Origin of the sequence: Kitasatospora sp. NBC_01287 (assembly GCF_026340565.1) — a bacterium.
Taxonomy (GTDB): Bacteria; Actinomycetota; Actinomycetes; order Streptomycetales; family Streptomycetaceae; genus Kitasatospora.
Genome location: NZ_JAPEPB010000003.1, coordinates 58604 through 80058, shown reverse-complemented (window position 1 = coordinate 80058; position 21455 = coordinate 58604). Strand labels below are relative to the sequence as shown.

Genomic DNA, 21455 nt, shown 5'->3' with positions numbered 1-21455 from the left:
AAAACTACGACAGCGAAATGAGGCACCTATGGGTGACACCGACTCCCCCACCCCGGCCCGGAGCGCCATCTCGTGCTCGTGCGGGGCCCGCTGGACCGGCCTGCGTCGCGCCCATTGCGCAGCAGCCGGCTGCCACGTGACGTTCAACTCGGACTCGGCCGCAGCGATGCACCGCAAGGGCTCGTTCGCCGACGGCACCCGCCGGTGCATACCCCCGGCAGATGCGGGGCTCGTCTCGGTCGAGCACCCGTGGGGGCTGTGCTGGCAGAAACCCGGCTCCGACGAGCGGTTCGTGCGCAGCGGGGCGGTGGAGTTGTGAACGCCGCGGGGAAGCCGGAGCTGCCGACAAGGGAGCAGTTGCTGAACCTGGTGGACCGCACGGAACGGCGCGCCCTGACACCGCCCGAGGCCCACCAACTGCGCATCGGCGTGGTGCATCTGGCGTCGCAGTTGGGTGGCGCGGGCGGTCGGATTCGGAAGCTGACCGCGGATCTGGATGAGGCGCGGCGTCAGCGGGACGAGGCGGTGCGGGAGTTGGCGTTGTCGGGTCCGCAGGTGGTGCCTTGCGGGTTTTGTGGCGCTGCGGCTGGTGAGCGGTGCCGGTCGGTGCGGGGTGTTGAGCCGCCGCGGCAGCCGCATACGGCCAGGTTGGATGCGGCGCAGCGGTGGCTGTTCCGGCAGGGGCTCGGGGAGGCGTCGTGACGGCCCGGGTGTTGGTGACGGGTAGCCGGTCCTGGCCTGACGCCGCAGCGGTGGAGGCGGCGCTGCTGGAAGCCTGGCACGACGCTCTGCAGGCCGGGCACGACGGGATTGTCGTGGTGCACGGCGGCTGTCCGACGGGCGCGGATCGTTTGGCGTGGGAGTGGGCTGCTGCGCGCGACGTGATGGTCGAGGTGCACGTGGCGGGCTGGGCGCAGCACGGTCGGGCGGCGGGTCCGTTGCGGAACCAGGCGATGGTTGCTGCTGGTGCGGTGGTGTGTCTCGCGTTCCCGTTGGGCCGGTCGGTCGGCACGCGGGATTGCATGCGGCGTGCGGCTGCGGCTGGGATTCCGGTGCGGGATCTGGGGGCTCGGCGGTGAGCGCGTACCGACTGGACGTGGCGGAGCTCTACCGGCGGGTCGACGGGCGCCGTCGGGAGCGTGGCTTGTCGTGGCGCCGGCTGGCCGCCGAGTTGGGCTTGTCGGCGTCGACGCTCGTGCGGATGGGAGGCGGTGGTGCTCCGGATGCTGACGCGCTGGTGACGCTGCTGGTGTGGCTGGACCTGGACGCGGGGATCACGGGGCTGGTTCTGCCGACCGGTGGGCAGTCGTGAGCGGGCAGCAGAAGACGCCCCACGGCGGTGGCCGTGTGGCTGGGCGGGGGCGGGGCGGGTCAGTCCTGGGGGTTGTCTTCACCTTCGACGGGCGTGGACCAGCGACGTGCGCGGCGATCAGCAATGTTGGCGGCATGTCGCTGGCGCAGCACGCGAACGAACCACGCATTCTCCCAGTAGGCGTATGCCCGCTCGTCCTTCACGCGCCCGCTGTCCACCTCGCCCATAAGGCGGTTGCACTTTCGACAGAGCAGCCCTCGGACGGCGAAGTAGCTGTACTCACCGGCATGGTCGATGACCAACCCCCCGTGGCGCTCTTCTGTTGGCGCTGCTCGGCAGATCTCGCACTTTCCGCCCGCGTGTTCCCAGATAGCCTCGAAGTCTTCGCAGGTCAGACGGTAGGCGCTGTGCTGGCAGTTCCTGTGGTGGATGGCGGGCATGCGTTCCTCCGGTCAGCCGGAGGGCTTGCCTCCGGCGGTGCGCTTCTGGGGCTTGATGGATCGGACGGTGGGCTTTCGCTTGCGGGGGACGTCGTACTCGCGGGCGATGCTGCGGACGGTCTCGGCGGACCACGGGAGGTGCTCGGCGATGACGTCGTTGGTGATGTCGTAGGTCTTGAGGTCTTCGGCGACTGCGGCGCGGAGTGCGTGACGTGCTGCCTCTGCTGCTTGCTGGGCTTCGTCGAAGGCTTCGAGTGCGGCTGTGAACTGGGGGCTTGGGGTGTAGTCGGTCATGTGCGCATGGTCGCACAAGGTGCTTGGCCATGGCCATGGGGCAGGCTGCTTGGTTTGTCGAGTACAGCTTATCAAAGAATCTTGGTCAAGTCTGGTTGTCCATATTGCTTTGTCCAAGCTACTTGGCTAATGTTCTGGGTGTCGGCAGGATCGCCGGCCACACACCCGGAGGCCCCGATGCTCGCCACCACCCGCGAAGCCCGCCAGATCGTCAAGGCCCGCCGCCGCGCCAACCAGAAGCGCACGATCGCCACCTACGTCCGCAAGGCCACCACCGACACAACCGCCGTGAAGGGTGTCACCGCGGCGCTCCGCAAGGCCGCCCGCGACCTGCGCACCACTGGCCAGCTCGGCAAGGTCCAGACCCGCACGGAGAAGGTCGCCGCCGGCGTGATCGGCAAGACCTACCGCTACACCGCCGCGCAGATCGCCCGGATCGCCGCCGCCTACCGGCCGCGCAAGGCCGAGTACCGCATCGTCGCTGCCAAGCTCGCCCTCGCCGCCTGACCGCCAGCCAGCCCCCAGTCCGCGCACCACCACCCGCAAGGAGACCCTCATGACCACTCGGACCGTCACCGCCGTCCCGTACGAGGAGAAGCAGACCGTGACCTACGACCTGCCGAACGGCGCCCCCGACATCCACTCCGGCAGCGACACGCTCGTCCCGACCCGCATCACCATCAACTACTCGCAGCACCCGTCGTTCGCAATCCCCCGCGTGGTCGAGGTCACCGTCAAGGGCCTGTTCCGCAACTCCGACGGAACGGCCGGGCCGCAGGGCCACCGGGCCGAGGTGTGGCGGTACGTGCCCAAGGCGGATCGTGCGGCGTGGGTTGCCGTCCTGGTCCGCGAGAACCTGCCGCAGTGGTGGACCGCGTGAGCCGCGCAACGGACGAGCCGTCCGCTTGCGGTCACTGCGGCATCCCCGACCGCGTGCACTACCAGCGGTGGAAGCCGCCGGTCGGCTGGCACCAGTGGACGCCGCCGTCGCAGGAGCAGATCAAGGCCCGCATGACGGCCCGTCGTGCCGCCCGCGCCAACCCGACCACCAAGGAGAACTCATGAGCGCCCGTGATGACCTTTGGCGATGGTCTCGCCGCGTAGACGAGGACCCGTACGGCGACCTGTATGGCGACAAGACCGAAAGCCTGCTCAACGCCTTCCGTGACGAACTCCTGCCCGCCTGGGAGGCCGTGTACGAGCCCGGCAACGTGTCGGACTACCTGATCGGCTACACCAACGCCGAGGCGCCGGCGAAGGCTGCTGCGGAGGCCTGGTTCCGGTCGCAGTACCTGAGCGAGATCGGCCGGCTGGAGTGGGACGAGCAGCGCCCCGGCGGCCAGCACGACGCCTGGTTCGACCTGACCCACGTGGAGCCCGACGGCACCGAAACCGGACCGGGCATCACCGTCCGGCGCCGCAAGACCAGCTGACCCGCCTGGTGGCCGCTGTTGCGGCGGCCACCCCACCCGCTGCCCCGTGAGGAGCCCGTCATGTCCACCGCACCCGCCGAGTTCGTCCGGGCTCTTCCGGACTCGCTGATCGCCGCGTTCTACGCCCGCACCGAAGCCATTCCTGGCGGACACCTCGCCTGGACCGGCGCCCGCGACGGTCACGGCGTCGGTGTCCTCACACACCACGGGGCCCGGTATACCGCTGCGCGGATCGGGTTCCGGCTCGCCAACGGAACGGATCCGGTCGGGCCGGTCAAGGCCGGCTGCGGGATGCCGGGTTGTGTCGAGCCGAGGCACCTGGACGACCGGCCGCGGCGCCTCCGTGATCGTGCCGCCCTGCGGTTGGTGCTGGCCCCTTCGAGGCCGCTGTGCGCCTTCTGCGAGGAGCCGGTCACGGAGGGGCGAGTCGACACCGCGTACTGCGGCAAGAGCTGCAGGCAGAAGGCCTACTACTGGCGCCGCGCTGCAAGCTGACGGCCCGCCGGCCGCCGCGCAGACCGGTCACGCCACCCACCCGCCCACAGAACCCCACACAACCCCACACACCGCCACGCACCCCCAGGAGCCCGCCGCCATGACCTACCGCCGCCTCAAGGGCCAAACGAAGCCCCTCGGCATCGCCTGGGACGACACCACCCGCCTCTGGTTCTGGGACTGCCGCATCTGCCCCGGGATCCCGGTCGTCGGCCACGCCGGCAGCCAGTCGGGCGCGCTCACAAAAGCGCTGCTCCACGCCAAGAGCAGCAGCCGCCACCAGGCGCCCATCTGCCGCTGTGACGAGCCCGGCGCGGACCCGTACGAGTGCGAGGCCGATGACTGCACCTACGAGTTCCCGGAGCTGAACCCGTTCGCCGGGGCGCCCCGCCGCGAGTTCGACGCGAAGGTGATCCGGATCTGCCCGCACTGCGCCTGGTTGACCAGCTCGTGGCATGTGGACGACGGGTCGGCCGAGGCCGAGTTGCACGGCCACATCACCCGCGTCCACCCCGCCGCTGCCCCGACTGCCTGAGGAGCCCACCATGCCCACCCCGCCCGGCACTGAGCGGATGCCCAACAGCGGCGTCTACACCCCGCGCATGTTCATCTGCGGCGTCGACCCCACCGACTCCGTCGTGGCCTTCGACGCCCGCCCCGGTGCCGACATCGCCGCCGCCCTGCTGGAGGAGGTCACCGACTGGTGGCAGTCCCTCCGGACCCTCCCGGAGGGCATCGTGCCGGGCGGCGTGCAGCAGGCGATGAACAGCCTGCACGACGCCGCGTGCGGCTGGAGCGACTGGCTCGCCCACTCCGAGAAGCGCACCCCCACCACCCCGTCTGCCTGAGGAGCCCGCGATGCCCGACACCCCGACCACCGCCGACGCCACCGCCGAGCGCGGCCCGTGCATCAGCTGCGGACACCCGCGGCACCGTCACCACCCGTTCCACGGCATCGCGCCCCGGATCTGCATCGACTGCTACGACGACCCGAACCGCGACGAGTACAGCCACACCTACCAGGGGACCACCAGCGCGCAGGCCGACACCCCGACCCCGCTCACCGACCAGCAGCTCGCCGCCATCCGCACCCGGCACGAGCAGACCACGCACCCGGCGTGGCGCAGCGACACCGACCTCGGCCGCGTGCTCGCGGAGGTGGACCGGCTCCGCGCCGAGCAGGCGCAGCACCGCGACCAGGTCCTCGCTGAAGCCGCCGAGCTGCTCCAGGCGAACCGCGCGGCCGTGTACGAGGACGCCGGCCGCCACGCCGCCGACGGCATGGACCGCGCCCGCGACCTGCTGCTCGCCGCCCGCACCAGCAAGGAGGGCTGACCCGTGGCCACCACCGAAACCGCCGACGAGCCATGGGCAGCCCAGCGGGACGCCAGTTGGTACAACCGGCCGAACACCCGCACCGACAAGGTCGTCCACGTCGCTGGCAAGCCGAGTCTGTACGGCCAGATGTCCCGCTGCGGCCGATCGGTCCTGAACGAAGACCTCATGTGGTCCCTGGAGGGCGTCCCGGAGCACGTGCGCTGCCAGGGCAGCGGTTGCCGCCAGGCGTGGCCGGTCGCCACCCGCACCGCTTCTGACGGCCGTCACCACCCCTGACCCCCGGAAGGACCACCGTGGACCCGCTGACCGTCCGCTGGGACCGCACCGTCATCCACCCCGATCCGAGCATCCCCGGTGACGAGACGATCGTCTGCTGCCTTGCTGCGGACGGCCGGCCCGTCGCCCTGTTCCTGGACGACGAACTGCGCGAGGCACTCGGCATGCAGCTCGTCGACCCCAACCCGGACAACTGACGCCTACTGACGCCCGTCATATCCACCCGGGGCCGCTGACCGGCGGCCCCACCACGAAGGAGCACACCACCGTGACCGACATGACCATGGCCCAGGCCGACATCTACCTCGACCGCGTCGATGACGCCCTGACCGCCGCCGGCATCCGGCCGGACGACTTCGACGGTTCCGACAGTGACGAGTACGCCGAGGACGGCATCACCGCCGTCCCGTCCGCCGTCCTCACCTGGGACACCTCCGATTTGCTGATGATCGGCGAGGCGCACGGCCGGTTCGAAGACGGTGTCCTCGTCGCCTGGGATGCCTCGCGGGGCTGGGTGATCGCCGAGCTGAACGCCGACCACTCGAACGGGCCGCTGGAGCCGCTGCCGATCCCCATCACCGCTGAGCCGCACCGGGTCGCGTTCACGATCGCCGCTGCGGTCCTCGCAGAGCCGCTCACGACCAACGGCGAACTCGACGGGCCCGCCTGGTCCTGGGCGCTGGCCGCGCGGCAGACCGCCGAGTGACCGCCGAGCCGCCACCCACACCCGACGACACCGACACCATCCCCTGCTGAGGAGCAACCCACGATGACCGACCAGCCGTACACCACCGCCGACCTCCACGCCGAGGCTGCCCTCCAGTACGACGCCCACGCCGAGGACCCCGACTTTGGCGGCGTCGGCGAGGGCATGGAGGGCGAGCAGCCCTGGGACGCCCTCAGCGAGGACGACTTCCACACCGCCCAGCTCGCCATCCACGATCTGCGGCGGAAGGCTGCGCCCCTCGGCCACTGGGCTATCCGGCTCGGCGCCGACGACCTAGAGCCCAGCGAGGACCACGTCGACGTCAACGCGAGCGACGACGGGCGGCCGCTGATCCGGGTCCACTTCGCGTTCCTTTCCGACATGCCCGCCGACATGCGGGCCGAGTTCATCGCCAGCATCGCCGAGCAGGTAGCTGCGGCTGCCCGCTGACCTGCCACCCCGCGCCGGGCCGTCCCGTACGGCCCGGCCCACCCCAAAGGAGAGCACCGTGCCCGACCAGACCCCCGCCCAGACCCTGCGCGCCGCCGCCGAGAAGCTGCGGGCGCTCGCCAACGAGGCCAACCACCGCGCGGCCGGCCCGTGGATCGTCCACGAGGCGTACGGCTTCCTCCGCGTCGACAACGACCGCGACAAGAGCAAGGAAGCGTGGACGATGAAGACCGGCGCCGACCTCGCCGAAGAGAACCGGCCGACCGCCGAGTACATCGCCCTGCTGCACCCCGGCGTCGGCTTGGCGCTCGCCCGCTGGTTGGATTCCCTGACCGGCGTCGAGGTCGGCGAGCACGGGCCGATGGCTGAGGAGTACCAGCACGCCCTCGCGGTCGCCCGCGCGATCCTCGGCACCCCGTCATGACGCCCGCCGGCTGGTCGCTGTGCTGCGCCGCCTCCGTGCTGATCGCGGCTGGCTGCATCCGGCAAGCGGCCCGCTCCGACCGGGCCCGCGAGGAGCGCGACGTCGTCACCGGCGCCGAGAACCTCTGCCGCGCGGCCGCCAGTGGCCTGTTCGCCATCAACCCCGAGGAGAACTGACCAGCCATGACGCCTATCCGCCCCGGCCCGGTCCCCGAGGAACTGCACGCCCGGCCGCTCAGCCGGCGGGAGGTCCAGGTGCTCGCCCTCGCCGCACAGGGCTGCACCAACCTGGCCATCGCCGACGACCTGGGCATCGCGTTCGAGAGCGTCCGCACCTACCTGCGCACCGCCTACCTCAAGCTCGGCGCCCGCGACCGCGCGCATGCCGTCCACCTCGCCCATGACCTCATCACCGCACAGGAGCAGCAGAGATGACCGACCACTACGGCGCGCAGGTCCGCCGGAACCTGCATGCTGCCGAGGAGGCGTTGACCCGCGTCCTGCGGCTCGCCCAGACGCTGCCGGCCGACGTCCGTACGCAGATCGAAGCCGCCATCGACGGCCCCGCCGAGCCCGAGCAGCCCGACGCCGAGCCGTGCACCGGCCGCCCCGGGTTCTGCCGGCCCTGCCGCACCGTGCACCCGCGCCCGTCATGACGGGCCGGTTCGAGGACGAGAGGATCTGTCCGATGTGCCAGATAGACGAGCATATGCTGCGGCCGCGCGCTCATCCGTGGTGGGATGACGGCGAGTTGCCGGCGGGTGTGGTGTGGCCGTGGGAGGAGCAGTGCGGGTGTCCGTGTGCTCAGGAGCCGCCTCGCCGCGTGTTCGTGGATGTGCATCTGCCGCCGTACCAGGTAGAGGCTGGAATTCGGCCCGTGGAGCTCTAACGTCCACTTCACGCGCCGATGGTGCACACTGTGCGTGAATGGGAAAGCGCCAACCCCTGGCCGGGCTGGCGCTTCACGAGGTACCGCTGGTGTGGATGCTCCTAGCGTACCCCTCGCACCGCACGGAGACCCCAATGCCGCTCTCTGACGATGAGCTCGCCGAGATCCTCGGCCTGACACCCGACCAAGCCGCGCGCGTCCCGGTCGCGTTCTGGACTGTGGCCCGCGAGTTCCTGGCGTCCTGACAGAACGAGAGCGGGACGCCCCTGCCCAGGACGCCCCGCTTGACCCGCACCGCCCGAGCGACCACCACGCTGCTCTCCGGCTCGAACCTGACGGTACTCCTCAGCACGGAGACGAGCATGTTCGACACCGCCGACGATCCCCTTCCGATACCCCAATGTTGCTGCTGCGGCTACGAGCTGCACGGCGCCGACTACGGCCGGCTGGCCTGTTGGCGGTGTGAGGAGCGCCTGTACGACCGCCTCAACGAGGTCGGCGAGCTGTGGGCGAAGCTCCCTGGCAGTGCTCACCGCCCGGTTGGCAAGCGCTCCCCTGGGCGTTCCATGAGCGTTCACCCCGGCATGCCCGGCAACGCCACGGTCATCAATCTGACCGCGGGTGGTGATGACACCCCGCTCGGCCGGCTTCTCGCGGTGGAGGAGGACTGGCGTCGGGCCCGCGGCTTCACTGTGCAGGTGTGGCGCGGCAGTGTCGAGCAGACGATGCCGCTGGTCCTCAGGTTCCTGCGTGACAACTTGCCGTGGGCGTGCGGGGCGCACAAGAACCCGGGGCTGCTCCCTGACGGATCCGAGCTGCTTCCCGATGTGCAGCTGCTGGACGAGGCGTTGCGGCGCACCGTCGGCGAACTTGCCCAGACCGTCACCGGTGAGCGGCGGCCGCGCACGATCCCGGTCATGTGTGGCGCCGAGTGGGACGACGGGGCGACGTGCTCGGCGGAGATCCGGGTCGGGGCGCAGACGCTCCGCACGGTCTGTCCCGGCTGTGGCGCCGAGTGGACCAGGGAGATTTTCCTTCGTCTTGCGGCGGAGGCCAACCAGATGGGAGCAGCAGCATGACCGACCCTGCCTTCGTCCACCAGGTGCTGGACGTCTTCGCCCGAGCGGAATGCCACACCGAACTTCTCTGGCACGTCCGCGACGAGAGCATTACGTTCCATGCGAACGTCAGCGACGTCTTCGCGTGGGGCTCAGCCGACGCCGAGGAGATCACGCCGGAGCGGCTGCCGGTGCTGGAACAGGCGCTCACGGATCTTCAGGAAATCAACTCGCCAGAGTACTTGCCTGAGCTGTACGCCGCTCGGATCCGCGGGATGCGTCCACAGGGTGCCGCGTACCCGGATGACGCCCCGACGCAGGCTCTGCTGGACGCGTGCGGCCCGGAGCGGACCCTCGGCTTGGGGAATCCGAAGCGGCCGCCGGTTCCGAAGGAGGTCGCGCAGTGACGGGCGGCGAGCTGACGGCGGCGTGGCTGGTCGGGATCTTGTGCGTCACCGGCGCGGTGTCGTCGATGGTGAAGGCGTGGGCCGCGGCCAGGCGGGAGACCGCGAGATCCCAGGAGGCAGTTGCGCTCGCCTACTTGCAGGCGCAGCAGGCGACGGTCGAGGCCCAGCACGGCTGGCTGACGGTCCCGGAGACCTGGTCGAAGGACGGTGGCCTGTGAGCGGCGGCTGTTGCCAGGCCCGCGGCGGTGACGAGGAGTTGCGGCTGCAGTGCATCCGGGAGCCGCACCCGGGCGACGACTGGCATTTGGACGGGCCGGAACGCTGGTGGAAGACGATTCCAGGCGAGCAGGAGGAGGCGCCGTGACGGCCCACGACTATCTGAGCACCGGCTGCCTGCACGGCGACATGCTGCTGCCGGACGGGCGTACCGGGCACGACTACTGCCAGTCGGACATGGGCGCGGCAGGGGCCAAGAAGCCGGCGCAGTGCAAGTTCTGCCAGGCCCCGTGCTCGTGCGAATGCCACGAGGAACCGCTACTTGGTGATGCCCGGCGGCTCGCTCAGCAGGCCAGACGCCAGCTTGGCCCCGTTCAGATGGTGGCTGCCCGGCTGAGGGCGCTGCACGAGGGGAGGCAGCAGTGATCGAGTCCTCGCCCCTTCCGGGGTCGATAGGTCTGACGTCGATCGCTGGCGCGGTCGGTCTGGGGATCCGGGTTGGCCAGTGGCTGAACGGCGGCGGCTTCACCGAGTTTGAGCACGCCTTCCTGGTGCTCCCCGACGGCCAGCTGCTGGAGGCCGAGCCGGGCGGCGCCAGGATCGCCGGCCTGGACGAGTACGCGGGCCGACACGTCGAGTATGTGGCGCCGGCCGGGCTGACGGACGGGCAGCGGGCGGCGATCTGCGCCGCGGCCCTGCGGTACGTCGGGGTCGGCTACTCCGCGGCGGAGTACTTCGCAATCGCCGCGCACCGGTTCCACCTGCCGGTTCCGGGTCTACGTCGGCACATCTCGGACTCGCGCCGGATGATCTGTTCGCAGTTGGTCGACCAGTGCTACCAGGACGCGGGTGTGCACCTGTTCCAGGACGGGCGCTGGCCCGGCTACGTCACGCCAGGCGACCTCTGGCAGCTGCTCGGGCGAGGTGAGCAGCGGTGAGTGACTTCCCCGACATGCTGCCCAGCAGCAACCGCGCCGCCCGCGACCGCATCGAAGCCGCCCTCACCGACATGGACTGGTCCGAGCAGTCCGTGCTTCAGATCTCACACGAGCACGCCCGCCGCGTCCTGGCCGGCGCCGTACGCAAGGCGTTCTCGCCCGAGCTGGCCCGCATGCGGGAGACCGAGGCCACTCTGGCCCGTCTGCGCCGTGTCATCCGCAGCGCACCTGAGGCCGGCACCATCCCGACTCGGAAGCTGCTGGACGCCCTGTACGGGGAGGAGGGGCGGTGAGCGGCCGCCCGGATCCGATGGTGCGGCAGATCTTGCGGGCGTTCAACGTGGCGGCGAAGGACATCGGTTTGGTGCAGCGGTCGGCGTTTTCGTCGGAGTACAGGCGTCGTCAGCGGGCCCGGGTGAAGCGGAGGCGGCGGTGAGCGGTGTGGAGTGGCCCGTGCTGCCGAACGGGCGGCGACCCGAGGACTACAGGGTGGTGTGGGACATGGTGATCACTGACGCTGCGGTGCTACGAGCTGTCCTGGGTGATGAGTTGGTGGATGCGGCGCTTCAGTCTCCGTTGCGGCTGTCGCGGCGGGTCCGGGTGCACCGGCTCCTGCGGGGCTGCTGGGAGGTTCTGTGTCCGTGCTGCCCTGGGTGGCCGCTGGTGGCGCAGGTTGGGTCGCGGGAGAGGGCGATGCAGCAGGCGCGCGAGCATCTGGTCGAGGCGCATCCGAAGGATCGAGCAGGGAGATGGTCATGACTGAGACCGATGGTCAGCTGGCATACCGCGTCTACATCGACACGATGACTGCGCACGAGTCCCTGTCCGTGTGGCCGCCGAGACCGTGGGGGGATCTCTCCGCTGCCGCGCGGGACGCTTGGGAGCAGGCGGCTCGGGCTGTGCTGGAGGGGGTTCGGAGCGGTGGCTGAGGGTTCGGCGGTCGAGTTCCTGCGGCAGGCGCACGTCCGGGCCGAGGAGTTGGCGCGGGCGGCGACGCGTGGGCCGTGGACGGTGCATTCGCACGACTGGACGAGTAGCTTCGCCGCGTCGATCGGCCACCACTTTGAGGCTGACGTCGTGGGCGGTGGCCACGAGGGCGGCGGGGTCGTTGATTTGGCCGACGCGGAGTTCATCGTGGCGAACGACCCGGCCGCGGTGCTGCGCCGTGTCGCCGCCGAGCGGCAGATCCTCGCCGAGCACCAGCCGACGCGGGACGACTGGGACAGTCGACTGTATGAACCGTGCGAGCTGGCGGGTTGCCGCTGCAGCTCTCGCGAGGACGACGAGTACGTGTTGGCGTGCGGCTCGTGCGCGACGGGCAATCCGTACGACGCCGTGCTGCAGCACTGGCCCGTGCCGGACGGTGCTGCTGCTCGCCCAGGCCTGGGGCTGGGAGGAGGAAGCATCGTGACGACCTTCTACCTCAAGCGGCCCGGCCAGTACAGCGACGAAGCCGAGGCCATCGTCTGTGGGGACGACGACAGCTGGCCCGGCAGTACTCACGCCGCCGAGGACGAGTGGGCGCTGTCGCTGCCGCATTCGTGTGACGCGTGGGAGATCGGGATCGGCTCCCTGGGCGATGTGCTGGAGGCGGCTCGGGAGTTCCGGGCTGGCCTGGATGAGGCGATCCGCCGACTGGAACAGGAGCAGGCTGAGGATGGCAACGAGCCTGCCCGGTATGCGGCGGCGCGTGCGGGCGCGGCTCGGTCGCTGCGGGAGATGGAGGAGGAGGCGGCCGAGCTTGGCCTCGGGTCGCTCGCGGGGCTCGCTGGCTGGCAGGCCGAGCAGTTCGAGGGCTGGACGCCGTTCACGGCGTTGCCCGACTCGGCGTTTCGTCTCGCCCGGCGGCCGCCGGAGATTCCCGCCGCCTGTTACGCGGCGTCCTGGGGCTGGGTGCATGTCCGGCCGGGCTGCAGGTGCCCGCGCACTCGCCGATGATGGGTCCCGTGGGCGAGGTGGCTGGGATGGTTTGCGGGCATTGCGGGCGGCCGTGTGCCTGGAATCCGTGGGGCCGGTGCTCCTGGTTCTGCTTTGACCGGCCACGTGAGGACCCGGCGGAGCATGCGGCGATGATCGAGGCCGCGCCGGAGGCGTTCGCCTGGTTCATGGGGCTCGGGCCGGGTGAGCGGGTCGACGGGCCGGGCGATGGTTAGGGGCTGTCCTCGGGCGCCTGGACCTTGCGGACCGTGCAGTCGCCAGCCGTAAGGCGCTCGTTGAGGGCGTTGATGGTGTCGGGGCGCAGCGGAGCGTTGACCTGTGCGGCGTACGTGCTGGCGGCCTGCTGTTCCAGTTCTGCGACCCGGGCGGCCAGTTGGTCGCATTCGTCAGCGATCGGCTGCACGATCTCCATGACCGTGTCGGCGAGCGGCACTGTCTGCCCGTCGCGGATGGCAGGGTGCAGGCCGAGCGCGCACTCGATACGGGCCCGCAGGTCGTCGGTCATGTCTGGTCTCCGGTGATGGCCCTGGCGAGGGCGAGAGCCTCGTTGCTGCCGGCCACGCCGGGCAGCATCCCGTCAAGGTTGGTCTTGCTGGTCAGCCTGCGGAGGAGCGCGGCGATCAGCGGGTTATAGGACGCGGGGAGCCCGGACGGGCGCTCGGCAAGCTCCCGGATCGCGGCCTGTAGGACTTCGACGTCGGTCACTTCATCATCTCCGGGTCGAACGGGATGCTGCACTTGATGCACGGGCCACCATGCGGCGGCTCGCCGGGGAAGTTGTAGGCGGGGGAGACGTGCTGGCAGGGCTGCTCCTGGTCGTGGCAGCCGGCGCAGTCGTCGACGTTGCCGTTCTCGCAGCAGTGCTGGTCGAGTGGGGTTCCGGTGTCGGCGTGGAGCCGGTAGTCGTCGAGCATCTCATCGAGGTACCACCAGACGCCGTCGCGTTCTTGCCGGCGGTCCCGGTGCGCCTTGAGCCACTGCTCGAACTGGTCACCGCGGCGGGGCAGGGGCTCGGGCTGGTAGCTGGGGCCGGTGTGGAGTACGGCCGCGCCGAGTCGACGCCAGAAACTGCGGTCGGTCACTGCTCCTCCGTCGGGTACTGCTCGCCGCGGGCCAACGCTGCGCGGGCTTGTTGGGCTTCGGCGATGAACGCGTCCAGGCGGGCGAGGGCCGTGGTCTGGACGGTGGGGTCCTCATACGCGTTCTCGTCGTCGATGCGCCACTGGTCACACTGGTGGGGCAGGAAGACGCGCCAGCCGGGCTTGTTGTCCTCATCCCAGGGCTCGTCAACGTACTCCACGGTGAAGCCGAACTTCCTGGCGGTCATCCCCGGACCTCCTTCTCGCAGGTGTCGCAGAGTGGGTGGTCGCCGGGTGTGGCCCCGTAGTTGCCGCAGATCTGGCACTCGGTGTTGGCGCGGGCGGAGGCGAGATCATCGGCCAGATCGATGAGCGTGTTCAGCAACTCGTCACGGCTGTGGTCTTCCCGCAGGTGCTCGTACAGGTCCGTCCGGCCGTACAGGTCGTCTTCGTTGCAGTCGGCGATGGGGCAGGTGGTGATCATGCTGCGGTCTCCGTCTCCAGCGAGTTGGCCCAGTCGGCGAGCGCCTCGAAGTCGGCAGGCAGCATGCCGAGGCGCGGATCGACGTGATGAAGGAGCGCCGGGCCTTCGTGGACATCGGTCACGAACTCCCGGTCCGCAGCGCCGATCTCGTCGTCGACCCACGCGAACGGCCGGCCCTGCGCCCAGCGGACGACCTCCCACGTCTTGAAGTACATGCCGTCCGGCCGGCTGGCCCAGAGGTGCTCGAACGGCACGTGCGGCAGCTCGGGGAGGCCGAGGTGCGGGCCGATCCAGTAGTTCGCTTCGGCCTGCCACGTGGTGCACCACACGAGGTCGTACGGCAGGGCCTGCAGCATGGCGCCGTGATCGTGGTTGAGCCAGACGCGCAGGGGCTTGGCGCGGCGGGGGTTGGCTTGCCGGGCGATCCAGGAGGCGGGCAGCATGCGGTAGGTGGAGTATCCGTCGGGGCGTCGGGTGGCCTTCGCGGCGAACGGATTGAGCGGTCCGTCAACATCGATCAGGAGCAGCGGGCGAGTCATCGCCGGGCCTCCAGTAGGTGCTTGCCGTACGCGAGGTGCGCGCCGGTGACGGTGGTGTAGGTGCGGGACTGCCAGTCGCCGCATGTGCACGACGCCCAGCAGCCGTGACGGCCGGTCCGGTACAGCCAAGGGTGGTGCTTCACCGCCACAGCTGAGCCCCCAGCTCGCCGAGAAGCGCCGGGTTGACGATGCTGACGATCGCCTTGACGTCTTCGACGGGGACGGCTGCCCAGAGCACACTGCGGGCGTCTGCGTACTTTCGGGCGAGGCGCTCGCGCTTCTCAGCAGGGAGCTGGGCGGTCCGGTCGGGGTGGCTGTTGTGCGCGTTATCAGCGATCTTGATGAGGGTGGCGCCGTAGTTCGTGACGATCGCCTCGATCTTCGCCTGGTAGGTGACGTCCGGGTTGTTCGTCACCCGTTGCACCAGATCGACGACTGTACCCGGCACCCCGGCGGCGAGCAGCTGTTCGGCGGTCAGGTCGGTGTCTTCGAGGGTGTCGTGGAGGAGCCCGGCCATCTGCATGCCGACGCCGAACGGTGCGAGGCCGGCGGCGACAGCTTCGACGTGCCGGATGTACGGGGCACCGATCTTGTCGAACTGTCCGGCGTGAGCTTCGGTGGCGAGGGCGTGGACGTCGGCGAGGGTGATTCGGGTCGGCATGAGGGTGCCTCTCGGGCTGGGTGGTATGCGTCGATTATCTCATTTGTGCCACTTGATCGCATCTGCCTTGCGGGCCCAATCCGTGCCCTGAGCAGGGAAGTTGGGCCCGCGTCAGGCGCCGGGCGTGTCGCTCCTGGCCACCCAGTTCGGGCTGTAGACGACGGGCGGCTCGGGGTCGTCCTTGCGGTGGCGCAGGGCGCGCAGGGTTTCGCGGGGAGCAGTGACAGCCAGGGCGAGAAGCAACACCGTCTGGCGGAGCTTACTGCCGCAGTACCAGCTCCCACTGCTCCGCATCTGTCCCTTCGCCCAGTCGCCGAGCCAGCCCCACGGGCGGAGCCGGCCGGCCAGGTAGCCGGCCACGGCGGCCACAGCCACGACGAGCGCAGTCACGACTGGCAGCCGATCTGGTGGTCGCCGCCGGTCCCGGTACACGTCGGGCAGGCGTCGCCCTTGAATCGGGCCTCAACGGCCTTGTCGTCGATCCGGCGGTTGATGACCGTGGCGGTCGCGTCGATCGCCTTGGCGCACTCGTCGACCTCGAAGCGGGGGTTGTCGCCGGTGGTGGTTTCACGGCGTTCGGTGGTCTTGGTGTAGGTGCCGTCGGCTCGTTCGACCTCGACGGTGATCGTTACGGTGATCTTCACTTCGTCTCCAGTGCGTATCCGGTGCGGCGGGGCTTGCCGGTCTTGGTGGTCGGGGAGTCGTGGAGCTGGTCCGTGCGGATCCGGCCGTAGATGATGCCTGGCCTTCTGGTGTCGAGGTAGGTGATCGCGGCGTGGTCGTCGTGGATCGTGTCGATGCGGATCCGCGTCGGGTAGATGACGCGCGGGTCGCACTGCTGGTAGATCCGGCCGGGCTTCGCGGGCATGTGCTGCTCCTTGTCAGAGGGGTCGGCCGTCGCAGTCGTAGTAGTCGCCGCTACGGACGTGCGGCTGGTAGCAGCCATCGTGGTCGAACGGGTCGTCCTCGTCCTCGTCGTAAGCGTCGGGCTTCTGGTCGATCACGCCTGCTCCAGGGCGAGTTCGACGCAGTACAGGGCGAACTTGGTGCTGTAGTCGGAGTGGCCGATGGCCTGCTGCTCGACAGCCTCGACGGCACTGATGGGGATAGGCGGCAGAAGCTGGGCGGCCCGCGCGGCGTTGACCGCGTTGAGCATGACGGTCCGTTCGAATGTGACCCAGTCAAGTTCGCCGTTGAAGACTTCCTGGCGTTCGGGGCGTTCTTGCTGCGCCTCGGTGAGGATGTTGAGGAGTTGATCGTGGAGGGCGAGGCGCTGGTTGATCTGTCGCGGGGTGAGGGTCACCGGTGTTCTCCTGTCTGGCAGTAGTGGGTTCCGTCGGGGTGCGGGGTCCAGCCGGCGTCTCGCGCGGCGGTGTCGGCTTCGTGCTGGGTGTCGTAGGTTTCGCGGTGGCCGTAGCCCTGGCCGAGTTCACGGCCGCAGCCGTCGCAGGTGACGACGTGGACGGTGACCTGGCGGACCGTCACTGGGCTACTCCGTTGCGGGCGATGCGCGCAGCCATGCGAAGCATGTCGTTTCTGTCGCGGGCGCGATCGCCCATGCCCTCCCATGTGACAATCCCGGCCTCGTACCCGCGGGCGACCTGCTCACGGACGTGGGCCTCAACGGCCCGCTCCAGCTCGGCGAGTTGGGCGCGAACCCGGGCGGCGTCCCACGCTGGCAGGGTGTTCAGGGCCTCGTAGATGGTGCGTCGGGCTTCTTGAACGGCGAGAACGGTCGGGTCGGTGGTCATCACCACTCCTTGGGGTCGATGAGGTCGAACAGCGTCCAGCGGCTGGCGTCGGGTTCCCACTGCTCGACGCGGATCCAGGTGACGCGGCTGCTGCCGGCCTTCACGGCGTCGCGGACTTCACGGGCCTTCTCGTAGGCCTTGTTCTCGCTTGTGTGCTCGGTGCGGAACGGGCCGTCGGGGGTCCTGCAGATGACGGCCCAGGGCTTGGACTTGCGGGCCATCAGGACTCCTTCTCGACCCAGGGCCCGTTGGCGTTGGCGCGGGTGGCGAGGCTGAACGGCGCGGCGGGCAGCAGCAGGTCGGGGCCGGGGTTGTCGCCGGTGTAGCCGCCGGTCTGCTCGGCGCCGCAGCCGCAGTAGCTGCCCTCGTAGGCGTAGCAGTGCTTGAAGTGGATCACGGGTGGCTCCTCAGCTGTTGCGGATGGTGTCGGCGGCCCAGTCGACGCCCGCACTGAAGTCGGCGTCCCGGTCGGGGTTGGCATCGAGGAGCAGCTGCGCGAAGTGCTCGCGGATCGCGGGCCAAGCGGCATCGAAGGCCGCGTCGGCGATCTCGATGGCGGCGGAGTTCGGCAGCTGGCCGGAGTAGAGGGACTGTAGCTTGGCGACGGCGGCGTTCCGAGTGGTCTCGCGGATGCTGGCGGGGATCTGGCTGGTCACTTGGCGGCTCCGTTTCGGGCGGTGTGGGCGGCGTGTTCGATGCCGCCGTTGCGGATCTGTGCGGCGTCGTTGGTGGCGGGGAGGATGAGTTGCTCGATCTCGCGGGCGACCTGTTCGCGGATGCGCTGCTCGATCGCGGGCCAGAAGTGCGCCAGGAGGTATGCGGCCTGGCCGGGGCTCTTCGGGATGATCCATGGTGCGGACGCACACAGCTTGGTGACGCTGGCCGGAATGTCGTCGGGGCTCACGGGTGGCTCCTCAGTGCTGGTTGGGCTGGTCGCTGGCGTCGCAGGCCAGGCAGAAGGTGTACCTGTGGCCGAAGCCGGTGGCCTCGATCTGCGCGCGGGACCGCAGCGTCATGTACGGCTCCCGGAACTGGTCGTGGGGCGTGCGGCTGCTGTACGTCCGGATCGTCGGGTTGCACAGCGCGGTCTTGTCGTGGGTGAAGCGGTGGAGGTCGAACATGTCCTCGGTCGTGCCGGCCCAGTCGCTGCTCATGCTGCTCCTTCGGCCTGCTGGAGCCTGTCGCGGAGCCGCTGGGCGTAGTCGGCGGCGATGCCGTGCGGGGAGCAGTAGTCGCCCATCTCGTCCGCGAACGCCCGGGCGGCGGCCTCCACGGCGCGCAGTCGGCGGACCTCGGCAAGGAGAGCGGGCATGTCCTCGCGGGCGTGGGCGACGAATTCGGCGTCGGCCTGGTTGTTGTTGCCGAGGTAACCGAGGTTGATCTCGACAGTGCCGGCCTCATTGGTGACCCAGCGGTTGAGGTCCTGCTTGTCGTCCTCTCGGTACCACGGGCCCGGCCTGGCGGCGGCCTCGCGGGCGCTGATGTCGGCGAGCTGCTCGTCGGTGAGCGGGGCGGTGTCGGTCATCGTGCTGCTCCTCAGCAGAAGTCGCCGTTGTAGAAGGCGTGGCCGTCGGGGTCGATGTACTCACGGTTGCGGAGCTGATCGCTGGCCCGGTCTCCGTAGCGGGCCTTGAGTGGCTCGCCGTGGCCGTCCTCGGTGCGGTCCGCGATGAGCCGGAACTCGTCGAGGGGGTAGGGCCGGTCGTACTCGTCGCGGATGCTGCCCATGTTCTTGGCGAGGGCGAGGCGTGCCCAGATCGGCAGGTCGTCGGGGTGGTTCGGGGACATGGTGGTGGTGGTGGTGGGCATCGTGCTGCTCCTCAGTCGTTGACGTGGTCGTTGCTGCGCGTGCACGGCCCGGCGTGGACCAGGCCGTGGCAGGTGCCGTACACGGACCGGGCGCCGCAGAACTGCAACTGCTCGGCGCCGTGCTGCCTCATGGCGTCGGCGAGGTTCTGCGACAGCCCGGGGCGGTCAGACTCAGGGCTGGGCGTCAGCGAGGTAGGCGGCGCCGTCTCGGAGGCCCTGCAGTCGAGCGGCCCGTACGGCGAGCTGAAGGGCGGCCTGGGCGATCGCGCTGGCCTCACCGCTGCGAGTGTCCTCGCTGCTGCGGGCGAGCGCGTCGGCGAGGTTTCGGGTGTCCTTGGCGAGGATCTCGGCGTCGCGGACGAGGAGGGCATGGTCGGTGGTGATCTGGCGAACCGCGAAATCGCGGGTGAATTGGTCCGGCATGGTGACTCCTTGGTGTGATCGGGCCCGGCCGCCGATGGGGCCGGGCGGGTGGTCAGCTGGTCTCGTCGCGCTCGTCCTGCGTGAACCCGTACAGGCCCGTCTGCGTGCCGCGGGCGACCATCCGGCCCGCATTCGTCATGGACCGGTGGGTGTGCTCGCCGGAGTAGGAGAGCGTCGTGTCCGCCCGGATGCCCATGCCGCCAGCGGCGGCGAACGCGTCCTGGTCGGCGCCGAGGAACACGAACTGCCAACCGTAGGTGCCCTGCTGCTCGGTGATGAGCCGCTTGACGTGGTGCAGGTTGAACTCGCGGGAGGAGTTTTCTTCGCCGTCGGTGAGGATGACGACGATGACCTCGCCGGGCCGGTCTCCCGCCGGGAGGGCGGCGAGTTGCGCGCCGACGGTGGTGATGGTCCGCCCGACCGCGTCGAGGAGGGCGGTACCGCCGCGCGGGACGAGGGTGAAGTGGGGGACGTCGGCGAGCGGGGCGTTTTCGTACACGGTGTCGTATGAGGTGTCGAACTGGTACAGGGACACGGTGGTGTCGCCGGGGGCGTCGGCCTGGGCGGCGAGGAAGGCGCGCAGGCCGCCTTCGGTGTCGGTCTTGACGGTCTGCATGCTGCCGGAGCGGTCGAGGACGATGGCGATGTGACGGCGGTCGGGGTTGGTCATGTAGTGCTCCTCGGGTGGGGGTGGCCACCAGGTAGAGGCCACCAGGTTGGGCGACGGTCAGAGGTTGACGAGCTGGCCGTCCTCATCGCGCGGACAGTCACACCCGCACGCGTGCTCGCGGCTGGGGCAGTAGCAGTGACACATGCCCTCGCCGCACGGCTCGCGGTCATCGTCCTCGCTGCTCATGAGGTGGTCGCAGTAGTTGCAGGCGTCGCGCCACAGTGGCGCCGCGATGTCGTAGCCCTCCTGGGCCTGCAGGCGCTTCCACAGGCCGATGGACGGGTCGGGCTGGCCCGGTACGGCCTGCTGGTCGAGTTCGACCATCAGGTAGGCGAGTTCGACGAAGCTGGTGGGCAGCCGGTCGGCGGGGATGTCGGGCTGCTCGGGCGCCCAGTCGGCGGAGTCGAGGTCGATCAGGGTGCGGACACGCTGTCCGATGGCGAGGGACATGAGGGTCTCCTGGTCAGAACGGGCTGAGGGCGCTGTTCGACAACTCGTAGGCGTACCCGTAGGCGGGATCGAGGAGCGGACCGGCGGCGCCGTGGTAGTACTCAGCGATGGCCCGCAGGAGGATCTGCTGAGCACCAAACAGGGCACGCGCCTCCTGCTTGAGGTGCTGCTGCGCCTCGGCCGCGATGCCGCCCTCGACGACGTCGCCGCGGATCTCACTGTCGAGCTGATCGATGGCGCCGTACCAGGTGGAGAGCATGTCGAAGTGTCCGCGGATGGCCATGTACGCCGCAGCGGCCAACTGGCTGTTCGAGCTATCGGCGATGACCTCGGCTTCGTGGCGGATCGCATCGGCGGTGAAGGAGTCGAAGCAGTCGGAGATGCCGGCGATCTGCGCTTCGTAGCGGTTGATGGCGTCGTGCAGGGATTGCCGGAGCGGAGTGGTGCCGAGGTCGGACATCGAGACTCCTTACGGTGAGAGGGGCCCAGCCGCCGGGGCAGCCGGGCGGGATGGTCAGCGCGCGTTGGGGCAGTCGTCGGTGAGCGGGATCAACTCGTCCGGCCCGTAGATCCCGCAGTGGTGGCCTCGGGCGTCGATGAGCGCCGCAGTGCCGTCGCCCTGCCCGACCCAGTGGCCGAAGCGGTGCACGCCGTACGACGCCGAGCCGGGACAGGCGTGCAGGTCGGGGGTGGGTCCGCCGGTGATGAACCGGTCGCTGGACTTGAGGTCACGGGCGGGCACCCAGCGAGAAACGTTGTAGAAGCCGACGGTGCTGGTCCGTTCCCTGGTGATGCTGCCCCAGTTGCTCATGCCGGCCTCCTCGTTGGCGGTGCGCGGTCCGCAGAGGGCGATCAGGTCCAGGTCGTCCGTCCAGGTCTCAGCCCGGCCTACTCGGTCACGTTGTGCGTAAGCGTTGGCTGCCAGTTATCCGCTGTCCCCCGCTGTGCGGCGGTCACGGCTTCCCTGCGCGTCGCT

56 protein-coding genes are annotated in these 21455 nt (G+C 69.8%); 28 read left to right on the top strand and 28 right to left on the bottom strand.

All coding sequences use genetic code 11. The annotated features are described in order from the left end of the window. Nucleotides 1-136 precede the first annotated feature (136 nt). The 4 genes from OG455_RS41795 to OG455_RS41780 are packed head-to-tail and all read left to right on the top strand — an operon-like array spanning nt 137 to nt 1312. Nucleotides 137-319: a hypothetical protein gene (locus tag OG455_RS41795; RefSeq protein ID WP_266301790.1), complete on the top strand. Its 183-nt coding sequence runs from the start codon at nt 137-139 to the stop codon at nt 317-319. A gap of 38 nt (nt 320-357) precedes the next feature. Beyond that, nucleotides 358-702, top strand: coding sequence for a hypothetical protein (locus OG455_RS41790; protein ID WP_266301791.1), 345 nt, complete (start codon nt 358-360; stop codon nt 700-702). Continuing rightward, a complete protein-coding gene (locus OG455_RS41785; protein ID WP_266301792.1) occupies nt 699-1079 on the top strand; it encodes an SLOG family protein in 381 nt (126 codons plus the stop codon). Before OG455_RS41790 ends, OG455_RS41785 begins: the two co-directional genes overlap by 4 nt. A 17-nt stretch (nt 1080-1096) precedes the next feature. Next, nucleotides 1097-1312, top strand: a complete 216-nt coding sequence (locus OG455_RS41780; protein ID WP_266301793.1) for a hypothetical protein — start codon at nt 1097-1099, stop codon at nt 1310-1312. A 59-nt stretch (nt 1313-1371) separates the two neighbouring features. Here OG455_RS41780 and OG455_RS41775 read toward each other — a convergent pair whose 3' ends face one another. Then, nucleotides 1372-1752 carry an endonuclease domain-containing protein gene (locus tag OG455_RS41775; protein ID WP_266301794.1) on the bottom strand — a complete coding sequence of 127 codons (381 nt, stop codon included), beginning with the start codon at nt 1750-1752 and terminating at the stop codon, nt 1372-1374. Nucleotides 1753-1764: 12 nt separating this feature from the next. After that, nucleotides 1765-2046, bottom strand: coding sequence for a hypothetical protein (locus tag OG455_RS41770; RefSeq protein WP_266301795.1), 282 nt, complete (start codon nt 2044-2046; stop codon nt 1765-1767). A gap of 177 nt (nt 2047-2223) precedes the next feature. Here OG455_RS41770 and OG455_RS41765 point away from each other — a divergent pair, with 177 nt between their 5' ends. The 24 genes from OG455_RS41765 (at nt 2224) to OG455_RS41650 (ending at nt 12613) form a co-directional block, all read left to right on the top strand. Further along, complete coding sequence (locus OG455_RS41765; protein ID WP_266301796.1) at nt 2224-2553, top strand: hypothetical protein; 330 nt, start codon at nt 2224-2226, stop codon at nt 2551-2553. A gap of 49 nt (nt 2554-2602) precedes the next feature. Then, on the top strand, nt 2603-2926 hold the full coding sequence (locus OG455_RS41760; RefSeq protein WP_266301797.1) for a hypothetical protein: 324 nt from the start codon (nt 2603-2605) through the stop codon (nt 2924-2926). Then, the gene (locus OG455_RS41755; RefSeq protein WP_266301798.1) at nt 2923-3111 is read left to right on the top strand and encodes a hypothetical protein; all 189 of its coding nucleotides are present in this window, start codon (nt 2923-2925) and stop codon (nt 3109-3111) included. Before OG455_RS41760 ends, OG455_RS41755 begins: the two co-directional genes overlap by 4 nt. Further along, nucleotides 3108-3479, top strand: coding sequence for a hypothetical protein (locus OG455_RS41750; RefSeq protein WP_266301799.1), 372 nt, complete (start codon nt 3108-3110; stop codon nt 3477-3479). Before OG455_RS41755 ends, OG455_RS41750 begins: the two co-directional genes overlap by 4 nt. A 60-nt stretch (nt 3480-3539) precedes the next feature. Next, nucleotides 3540-3974, top strand: coding sequence for a hypothetical protein (locus tag OG455_RS41745; RefSeq protein ID WP_266301800.1), 435 nt, complete (start codon nt 3540-3542; stop codon nt 3972-3974). A 100-nt stretch (nt 3975-4074) separates the two neighbouring features. Then, on the top strand, nt 4075-4509 hold the full coding sequence (locus OG455_RS41740) for a hypothetical protein (protein WP_266301801.1): 435 nt from the start codon (nt 4075-4077) through the stop codon (nt 4507-4509). Nucleotides 4510-4519: 10 nt separating this feature from the next. After that, nucleotides 4520-4822 (top strand): hypothetical protein, encoded by a 303-nt coding sequence (locus OG455_RS41735; protein ID WP_266301802.1) that lies wholly within the window; start codon nt 4520-4522, stop codon nt 4820-4822. Nucleotides 4823-4832: 10 nt separating this feature from the next. Beyond that, on the top strand, nt 4833-5309 hold the full coding sequence (locus OG455_RS41730) for a hypothetical protein (protein WP_266301803.1): 477 nt from the start codon (nt 4833-4835) through the stop codon (nt 5307-5309). Between the two features lie 3 nt (nt 5310-5312). Beyond that, complete coding sequence (locus OG455_RS41725) at nt 5313-5588, top strand: hypothetical protein (RefSeq protein ID WP_266301804.1); 276 nt, start codon at nt 5313-5315, stop codon at nt 5586-5588. A gap of 17 nt (nt 5589-5605) precedes the next feature. Continuing rightward, the gene (locus OG455_RS41720; RefSeq protein WP_266301805.1) at nt 5606-5785 is read left to right on the top strand and encodes a hypothetical protein; all 180 of its coding nucleotides are present in this window, start codon (nt 5606-5608) and stop codon (nt 5783-5785) included. A 71-nt stretch (nt 5786-5856) separates the two neighbouring features. Beyond that, nucleotides 5857-6294 carry a hypothetical protein gene (locus OG455_RS41715; protein ID WP_266301806.1) on the top strand — a complete coding sequence of 146 codons (438 nt, stop codon included), beginning with the start codon at nt 5857-5859 and terminating at the stop codon, nt 6292-6294. A gap of 63 nt (nt 6295-6357) precedes the next feature. Continuing rightward, entirely contained in the window at nt 6358-6744 is a 387-nt protein-coding gene (locus tag OG455_RS41710; protein ID WP_266301807.1) for a hypothetical protein, read from the top strand. A 58-nt stretch (nt 6745-6802) separates the two neighbouring features. Continuing rightward, entirely contained in the window at nt 6803-7168 is a 366-nt protein-coding gene (locus OG455_RS41705) for a hypothetical protein (RefSeq protein WP_266301808.1), read from the top strand. Beyond that, nucleotides 7165-7344, top strand: coding sequence for a hypothetical protein (locus tag OG455_RS41700; protein ID WP_266301809.1), 180 nt, complete (start codon nt 7165-7167; stop codon nt 7342-7344). The genes OG455_RS41705 and OG455_RS41700 overlap by 4 nt, the downstream gene beginning before the upstream one ends. Before the next feature lie 6 nt (nt 7345-7350). After that, nucleotides 7351-7602 carry a helix-turn-helix transcriptional regulator gene (locus tag OG455_RS41695; protein WP_266301810.1) on the top strand — a complete coding sequence of 84 codons (252 nt, stop codon included), beginning with the start codon at nt 7351-7353 and terminating at the stop codon, nt 7600-7602. After that, nucleotides 7599-7823 (top strand): hypothetical protein, encoded by a 225-nt coding sequence (locus OG455_RS41690; RefSeq protein WP_266301811.1) that lies wholly within the window; start codon nt 7599-7601, stop codon nt 7821-7823. The genes OG455_RS41695 and OG455_RS41690 overlap by 4 nt, the downstream gene beginning before the upstream one ends. 517 nt (nt 7824-8340) lie before the next feature. Beyond that, on the top strand, nt 8341-9135 hold the full coding sequence (locus OG455_RS41685; RefSeq protein WP_266301812.1) for a hypothetical protein: 795 nt from the start codon (nt 8341-8343) through the stop codon (nt 9133-9135). Next, nucleotides 9132-9521, top strand: a complete 390-nt coding sequence (locus OG455_RS41680; protein WP_266301813.1) for a hypothetical protein — start codon at nt 9132-9134, stop codon at nt 9519-9521. Before OG455_RS41685 ends, OG455_RS41680 begins: the two co-directional genes overlap by 4 nt. After that, entirely contained in the window at nt 9518-9739 is a 222-nt protein-coding gene (locus OG455_RS41675; protein ID WP_266301814.1) for a hypothetical protein, read from the top strand. The genes OG455_RS41680 and OG455_RS41675 overlap by 4 nt, the downstream gene beginning before the upstream one ends. Continuing rightward, nucleotides 9736-9885, top strand: a complete 150-nt coding sequence (locus tag OG455_RS41670; RefSeq protein ID WP_266301815.1) for a hypothetical protein — start codon at nt 9736-9738, stop codon at nt 9883-9885. Before OG455_RS41675 ends, OG455_RS41670 begins: the two co-directional genes overlap by 4 nt. After that, entirely contained in the window at nt 9882-10163 is a 282-nt protein-coding gene (locus OG455_RS41665) for a hypothetical protein (RefSeq protein ID WP_266301816.1), read from the top strand. The genes OG455_RS41670 and OG455_RS41665 overlap by 4 nt, the downstream gene beginning before the upstream one ends. Beyond that, nucleotides 10160-10675, top strand: a complete 516-nt coding sequence (locus OG455_RS41660) for a hypothetical protein (RefSeq protein WP_266301817.1) — start codon at nt 10160-10162, stop codon at nt 10673-10675. Before OG455_RS41665 ends, OG455_RS41660 begins: the two co-directional genes overlap by 4 nt. Further along, a complete protein-coding gene (locus tag OG455_RS41655; RefSeq protein ID WP_266301818.1) occupies nt 10672-10968 on the top strand; it encodes a hypothetical protein in 297 nt (98 codons plus the stop codon). Before OG455_RS41660 ends, OG455_RS41655 begins: the two co-directional genes overlap by 4 nt. A gap of 628 nt (nt 10969-11596) precedes the next feature. Then, nucleotides 11597-12613 (top strand): DUF6221 family protein, encoded by a 1017-nt coding sequence (locus OG455_RS41650; protein WP_266301819.1) that lies wholly within the window; start codon nt 11597-11599, stop codon nt 12611-12613. A 211-nt stretch (nt 12614-12824) separates the two neighbouring features. On the opposite strand, the gene OG455_RS41645 is transcribed toward OG455_RS41650, so the two are convergent. The 26 genes from OG455_RS41645 to OG455_RS41520 form a co-directional block, all read right to left on the bottom strand. Then, complete coding sequence (locus OG455_RS41645) at nt 12825-13118, bottom strand: hypothetical protein (RefSeq protein ID WP_266301820.1); 294 nt, start codon at nt 13116-13118, stop codon at nt 12825-12827. Next, nucleotides 13115-13318 carry a hypothetical protein gene (locus OG455_RS41640; RefSeq protein WP_266301821.1) on the bottom strand — a complete coding sequence of 68 codons (204 nt, stop codon included), beginning with the start codon at nt 13316-13318 and terminating at the stop codon, nt 13115-13117. The genes OG455_RS41645 and OG455_RS41640 overlap by 4 nt, the downstream gene beginning before the upstream one ends. Continuing rightward, nucleotides 13315-13695 (bottom strand): hypothetical protein, encoded by a 381-nt coding sequence (locus tag OG455_RS41635; RefSeq protein WP_266301822.1) that lies wholly within the window; start codon nt 13693-13695, stop codon nt 13315-13317. Before OG455_RS41635 ends, OG455_RS41640 begins: the two co-directional genes overlap by 4 nt. Continuing rightward, entirely contained in the window at nt 13692-13940 is a 249-nt protein-coding gene (locus OG455_RS41630; RefSeq protein WP_266300609.1) for a hypothetical protein, read from the bottom strand. The genes OG455_RS41635 and OG455_RS41630 overlap by 4 nt, the downstream gene beginning before the upstream one ends. Further along, a complete protein-coding gene (locus tag OG455_RS41625) occupies nt 13937-14176 on the bottom strand; it encodes a hypothetical protein (protein ID WP_266300608.1) in 240 nt (79 codons plus the stop codon). The genes OG455_RS41630 and OG455_RS41625 overlap by 4 nt, the downstream gene beginning before the upstream one ends. Next, complete coding sequence (locus tag OG455_RS41620) at nt 14173-14715, bottom strand: hypothetical protein (RefSeq protein WP_266300607.1); 543 nt, start codon at nt 14713-14715, stop codon at nt 14173-14175. The genes OG455_RS41625 and OG455_RS41620 overlap by 4 nt, the downstream gene beginning before the upstream one ends. Before the next feature lie 139 nt (nt 14716-14854). After that, complete coding sequence (locus OG455_RS41615) at nt 14855-15376, bottom strand: HD domain-containing protein (protein ID WP_266300606.1); 522 nt, start codon at nt 15374-15376, stop codon at nt 14855-14857. Nucleotides 15377-15487: 111 nt separating this feature from the next. Further along, the gene (locus OG455_RS41610) at nt 15488-15766 is read right to left on the bottom strand and encodes a hypothetical protein (protein WP_266300605.1); all 279 of its coding nucleotides are present in this window, start codon (nt 15764-15766) and stop codon (nt 15488-15490) included. Next, nucleotides 15763-16020 (bottom strand): hypothetical protein, encoded by a 258-nt coding sequence (locus OG455_RS41605; protein ID WP_266300604.1) that lies wholly within the window; start codon nt 16018-16020, stop codon nt 15763-15765. The genes OG455_RS41610 and OG455_RS41605 overlap by 4 nt, the downstream gene beginning before the upstream one ends. Continuing rightward, nucleotides 16017-16244 carry a hypothetical protein gene (locus OG455_RS41600; RefSeq protein ID WP_266300603.1) on the bottom strand — a complete coding sequence of 76 codons (228 nt, stop codon included), beginning with the start codon at nt 16242-16244 and terminating at the stop codon, nt 16017-16019. Before OG455_RS41600 ends, OG455_RS41605 begins: the two co-directional genes overlap by 4 nt. A gap of 13 nt (nt 16245-16257) precedes the next feature. After that, nucleotides 16258-16380 (bottom strand): hypothetical protein, encoded by a 123-nt coding sequence (locus OG455_RS41595; RefSeq protein ID WP_266300602.1) that lies wholly within the window; start codon nt 16378-16380, stop codon nt 16258-16260. Further along, on the bottom strand, nt 16377-16679 hold the full coding sequence (locus OG455_RS41590) for a hypothetical protein (RefSeq protein WP_266300601.1): 303 nt from the start codon (nt 16677-16679) through the stop codon (nt 16377-16379). The genes OG455_RS41595 and OG455_RS41590 overlap by 4 nt, the downstream gene beginning before the upstream one ends. Next, nucleotides 16676-16861 carry a hypothetical protein gene (locus OG455_RS41585; protein WP_266300600.1) on the bottom strand — a complete coding sequence of 62 codons (186 nt, stop codon included), beginning with the start codon at nt 16859-16861 and terminating at the stop codon, nt 16676-16678. Before OG455_RS41585 ends, OG455_RS41590 begins: the two co-directional genes overlap by 4 nt. After that, the gene (locus OG455_RS41580; RefSeq protein ID WP_266300599.1) at nt 16858-17127 is read right to left on the bottom strand and encodes a hypothetical protein; all 270 of its coding nucleotides are present in this window, start codon (nt 17125-17127) and stop codon (nt 16858-16860) included. Before OG455_RS41580 ends, OG455_RS41585 begins: the two co-directional genes overlap by 4 nt. Further along, nucleotides 17127-17348: a hypothetical protein gene (locus tag OG455_RS41575; RefSeq protein WP_266300598.1), complete on the bottom strand. Its 222-nt coding sequence runs from the start codon at nt 17346-17348 to the stop codon at nt 17127-17129. Before OG455_RS41575 ends, OG455_RS41580 begins: the two co-directional genes overlap by 1 nt. Next, nucleotides 17348-17524: a hypothetical protein gene (locus tag OG455_RS41570; RefSeq protein WP_266300597.1), complete on the bottom strand. Its 177-nt coding sequence runs from the start codon at nt 17522-17524 to the stop codon at nt 17348-17350. Before OG455_RS41570 ends, OG455_RS41575 begins: the two co-directional genes overlap by 1 nt. A gap of 10 nt (nt 17525-17534) precedes the next feature. Then, nucleotides 17535-17783 (bottom strand): hypothetical protein, encoded by a 249-nt coding sequence (locus OG455_RS41565; protein ID WP_266300596.1) that lies wholly within the window; start codon nt 17781-17783, stop codon nt 17535-17537. After that, on the bottom strand, nt 17780-18031 hold the full coding sequence (locus OG455_RS41560) for a hypothetical protein (protein ID WP_266300595.1): 252 nt from the start codon (nt 18029-18031) through the stop codon (nt 17780-17782). The genes OG455_RS41565 and OG455_RS41560 overlap by 4 nt, the downstream gene beginning before the upstream one ends. Before the next feature lie 10 nt (nt 18032-18041). Continuing rightward, the gene (locus tag OG455_RS41555) at nt 18042-18281 is read right to left on the bottom strand and encodes a hypothetical protein (RefSeq protein WP_266300594.1); all 240 of its coding nucleotides are present in this window, start codon (nt 18279-18281) and stop codon (nt 18042-18044) included. Beyond that, entirely contained in the window at nt 18278-18652 is a 375-nt protein-coding gene (locus OG455_RS41550) for a hypothetical protein (RefSeq protein WP_266300593.1), read from the bottom strand. The genes OG455_RS41555 and OG455_RS41550 overlap by 4 nt, the downstream gene beginning before the upstream one ends. Nucleotides 18653-18663: 11 nt before the next feature. Further along, nucleotides 18664-18936 (bottom strand): hypothetical protein, encoded by a 273-nt coding sequence (locus tag OG455_RS41545; protein ID WP_266300592.1) that lies wholly within the window; start codon nt 18934-18936, stop codon nt 18664-18666. Nucleotides 18937-19107: 171 nt separating this feature from the next. Beyond that, a complete protein-coding gene (locus OG455_RS41540) occupies nt 19108-19359 on the bottom strand; it encodes a hypothetical protein (RefSeq protein ID WP_266300591.1) in 252 nt (83 codons plus the stop codon). A gap of 52 nt (nt 19360-19411) precedes the next feature. After that, entirely contained in the window at nt 19412-20029 is a 618-nt protein-coding gene (locus OG455_RS41535) for a vWA domain-containing protein (RefSeq protein ID WP_266300590.1), read from the bottom strand. A 57-nt stretch (nt 20030-20086) separates the two neighbouring features. Beyond that, nucleotides 20087-20479, bottom strand: a complete 393-nt coding sequence (locus OG455_RS41530; protein WP_266300589.1) for a hypothetical protein — start codon at nt 20477-20479, stop codon at nt 20087-20089. A gap of 13 nt (nt 20480-20492) precedes the next feature. Then, nucleotides 20493-20939, bottom strand: a complete 447-nt coding sequence (locus OG455_RS41525) for a hypothetical protein (RefSeq protein ID WP_266300588.1) — start codon at nt 20937-20939, stop codon at nt 20493-20495. Between the two features lie 54 nt (nt 20940-20993). After that, on the bottom strand, nt 20994-21290 hold the full coding sequence (locus tag OG455_RS41520; protein ID WP_266300587.1) for a hypothetical protein: 297 nt from the start codon (nt 21288-21290) through the stop codon (nt 20994-20996). Nucleotides 21291-21455 lie beyond the last annotated feature (165 nt).

What these genes read in the sequence shown, in the direction of transcription:
- OG455_RS41695 (WP_266301810.1), top strand. Translation starts at nt 7,351, where the DNA reads ATGACGCCTATCCGCCCCGGCCCGGTCCCCGAGGAACTGCACGCCCGG.
- OG455_RS41760 (WP_266301797.1), top strand. Translation starts at nt 2,603, where the DNA reads ATGACCACTCGGACCGTCACCGCCGTCCCGTACGAGGAGAAGCAGACC.
- OG455_RS41735 (WP_266301802.1), top strand. Translation starts at nt 4,520, where the DNA reads ATGCCCACCCCGCCCGGCACTGAGCGGATGCCCAACAGCGGCGTCTAC.
- OG455_RS41625 (WP_266300608.1), bottom strand. Translation starts at nt 14,176, where the DNA reads ATGATCACCACCTGCCCCATCGCCGACTGCAACGAAGACGACCTGTAC.
- OG455_RS41545 (WP_266300592.1), bottom strand. Translation starts at nt 18,936, where the DNA reads ATGCCCACCACCACCACCACCATGTCCCCGAACCACCCCGACGACCTG.
- OG455_RS41645 (WP_266301820.1), bottom strand. Translation starts at nt 13,118, where the DNA reads ATGACCGACGACCTGCGGGCCCGTATCGAGTGCGCGCTCGGCCTGCAC.
- OG455_RS41750 (WP_266301799.1), top strand. Translation starts at nt 3,108, where the DNA reads ATGAGCGCCCGTGATGACCTTTGGCGATGGTCTCGCCGCGTAGACGAG.
- OG455_RS41520 (WP_266300587.1), bottom strand. Translation starts at nt 21,290, where the DNA reads ATGAGCAACTGGGGCAGCATCACCAGGGAACGGACCAGCACCGTCGGC.
- OG455_RS41555 (WP_266300594.1), bottom strand. Translation starts at nt 18,281, where the DNA reads ATGAGCAGCGACTGGGCCGGCACGACCGAGGACATGTTCGACCTCCAC.
- OG455_RS41745 (WP_266301800.1), top strand. Translation starts at nt 3,540, where the DNA reads ATGTCCACCGCACCCGCCGAGTTCGTCCGGGCTCTTCCGGACTCGCTG.
- OG455_RS41620 (WP_266300607.1), bottom strand. Translation starts at nt 14,715, where the DNA reads ATGACTCGCCCGCTGCTCCTGATCGATGTTGACGGACCGCTCAATCCG.
- OG455_RS41770 (WP_266301795.1), bottom strand. Translation starts at nt 2,046, where the DNA reads ATGACCGACTACACCCCAAGCCCCCAGTTCACAGCCGCACTCGAAGCC.
- OG455_RS41530 (WP_266300589.1), bottom strand. Translation starts at nt 20,479, where the DNA reads ATGTCCCTCGCCATCGGACAGCGTGTCCGCACCCTGATCGACCTCGAC.
- OG455_RS41740 (WP_266301801.1), top strand. Translation starts at nt 4,075, where the DNA reads ATGACCTACCGCCGCCTCAAGGGCCAAACGAAGCCCCTCGGCATCGCC.
- OG455_RS41710 (WP_266301807.1), top strand. Translation starts at nt 6,358, where the DNA reads ATGACCGACCAGCCGTACACCACCGCCGACCTCCACGCCGAGGCTGCC.
- OG455_RS41775 (WP_266301794.1), bottom strand. Translation starts at nt 1,752, where the DNA reads ATGCCCGCCATCCACCACAGGAACTGCCAGCACAGCGCCTACCGTCTG.
- OG455_RS41615 (WP_266300606.1), bottom strand. Translation starts at nt 15,376, where the DNA reads ATGCCGACCCGAATCACCCTCGCCGACGTCCACGCCCTCGCCACCGAA.
- OG455_RS41550 (WP_266300593.1), bottom strand. Translation starts at nt 18,652, where the DNA reads ATGACCGACACCGCCCCGCTCACCGACGAGCAGCTCGCCGACATCAGC.
- OG455_RS41690 (WP_266301811.1), top strand. Translation starts at nt 7,599, where the DNA reads ATGACCGACCACTACGGCGCGCAGGTCCGCCGGAACCTGCATGCTGCC.
- OG455_RS41580 (WP_266300599.1), bottom strand. Translation starts at nt 17,127, where the DNA reads ATGACCACCGACCCGACCGTTCTCGCCGTTCAAGAAGCCCGACGCACC.
- OG455_RS41680 (WP_266301813.1), top strand. Translation starts at nt 9,132, where the DNA reads ATGACCGACCCTGCCTTCGTCCACCAGGTGCTGGACGTCTTCGCCCGA.
- OG455_RS41540 (WP_266300591.1), bottom strand. Translation starts at nt 19,359, where the DNA reads ATGCCGGACCAATTCACCCGCGATTTCGCGGTTCGCCAGATCACCACC.
- OG455_RS41535 (WP_266300590.1), bottom strand. Translation starts at nt 20,029, where the DNA reads ATGACCAACCCCGACCGCCGTCACATCGCCATCGTCCTCGACCGCTCC.
- OG455_RS41700 (WP_266301809.1), top strand. Translation starts at nt 7,165, where the DNA reads ATGACGCCCGCCGGCTGGTCGCTGTGCTGCGCCGCCTCCGTGCTGATC.
- OG455_RS41730 (WP_266301803.1), top strand. Translation starts at nt 4,833, where the DNA reads ATGCCCGACACCCCGACCACCGCCGACGCCACCGCCGAGCGCGGCCCG.
- OG455_RS41630 (WP_266300609.1), bottom strand. Translation starts at nt 13,940, where the DNA reads ATGACCGCCAGGAAGTTCGGCTTCACCGTGGAGTACGTTGACGAGCCC.
- OG455_RS41525 (WP_266300588.1), bottom strand. Translation starts at nt 20,939, where the DNA reads ATGTCCGACCTCGGCACCACTCCGCTCCGGCAATCCCTGCACGACGCC.
- OG455_RS41600 (WP_266300603.1), bottom strand. Translation starts at nt 16,244, where the DNA reads ATGCCCGCGAAGCCCGGCCGGATCTACCAGCAGTGCGACCCGCGCGTC.
- OG455_RS41765 (WP_266301796.1), top strand. Translation starts at nt 2,224, where the DNA reads ATGCTCGCCACCACCCGCGAAGCCCGCCAGATCGTCAAGGCCCGCCGC.
- OG455_RS41575 (WP_266300598.1), bottom strand. Translation starts at nt 17,348, where the DNA reads ATGGCCCGCAAGTCCAAGCCCTGGGCCGTCATCTGCAGGACCCCCGAC.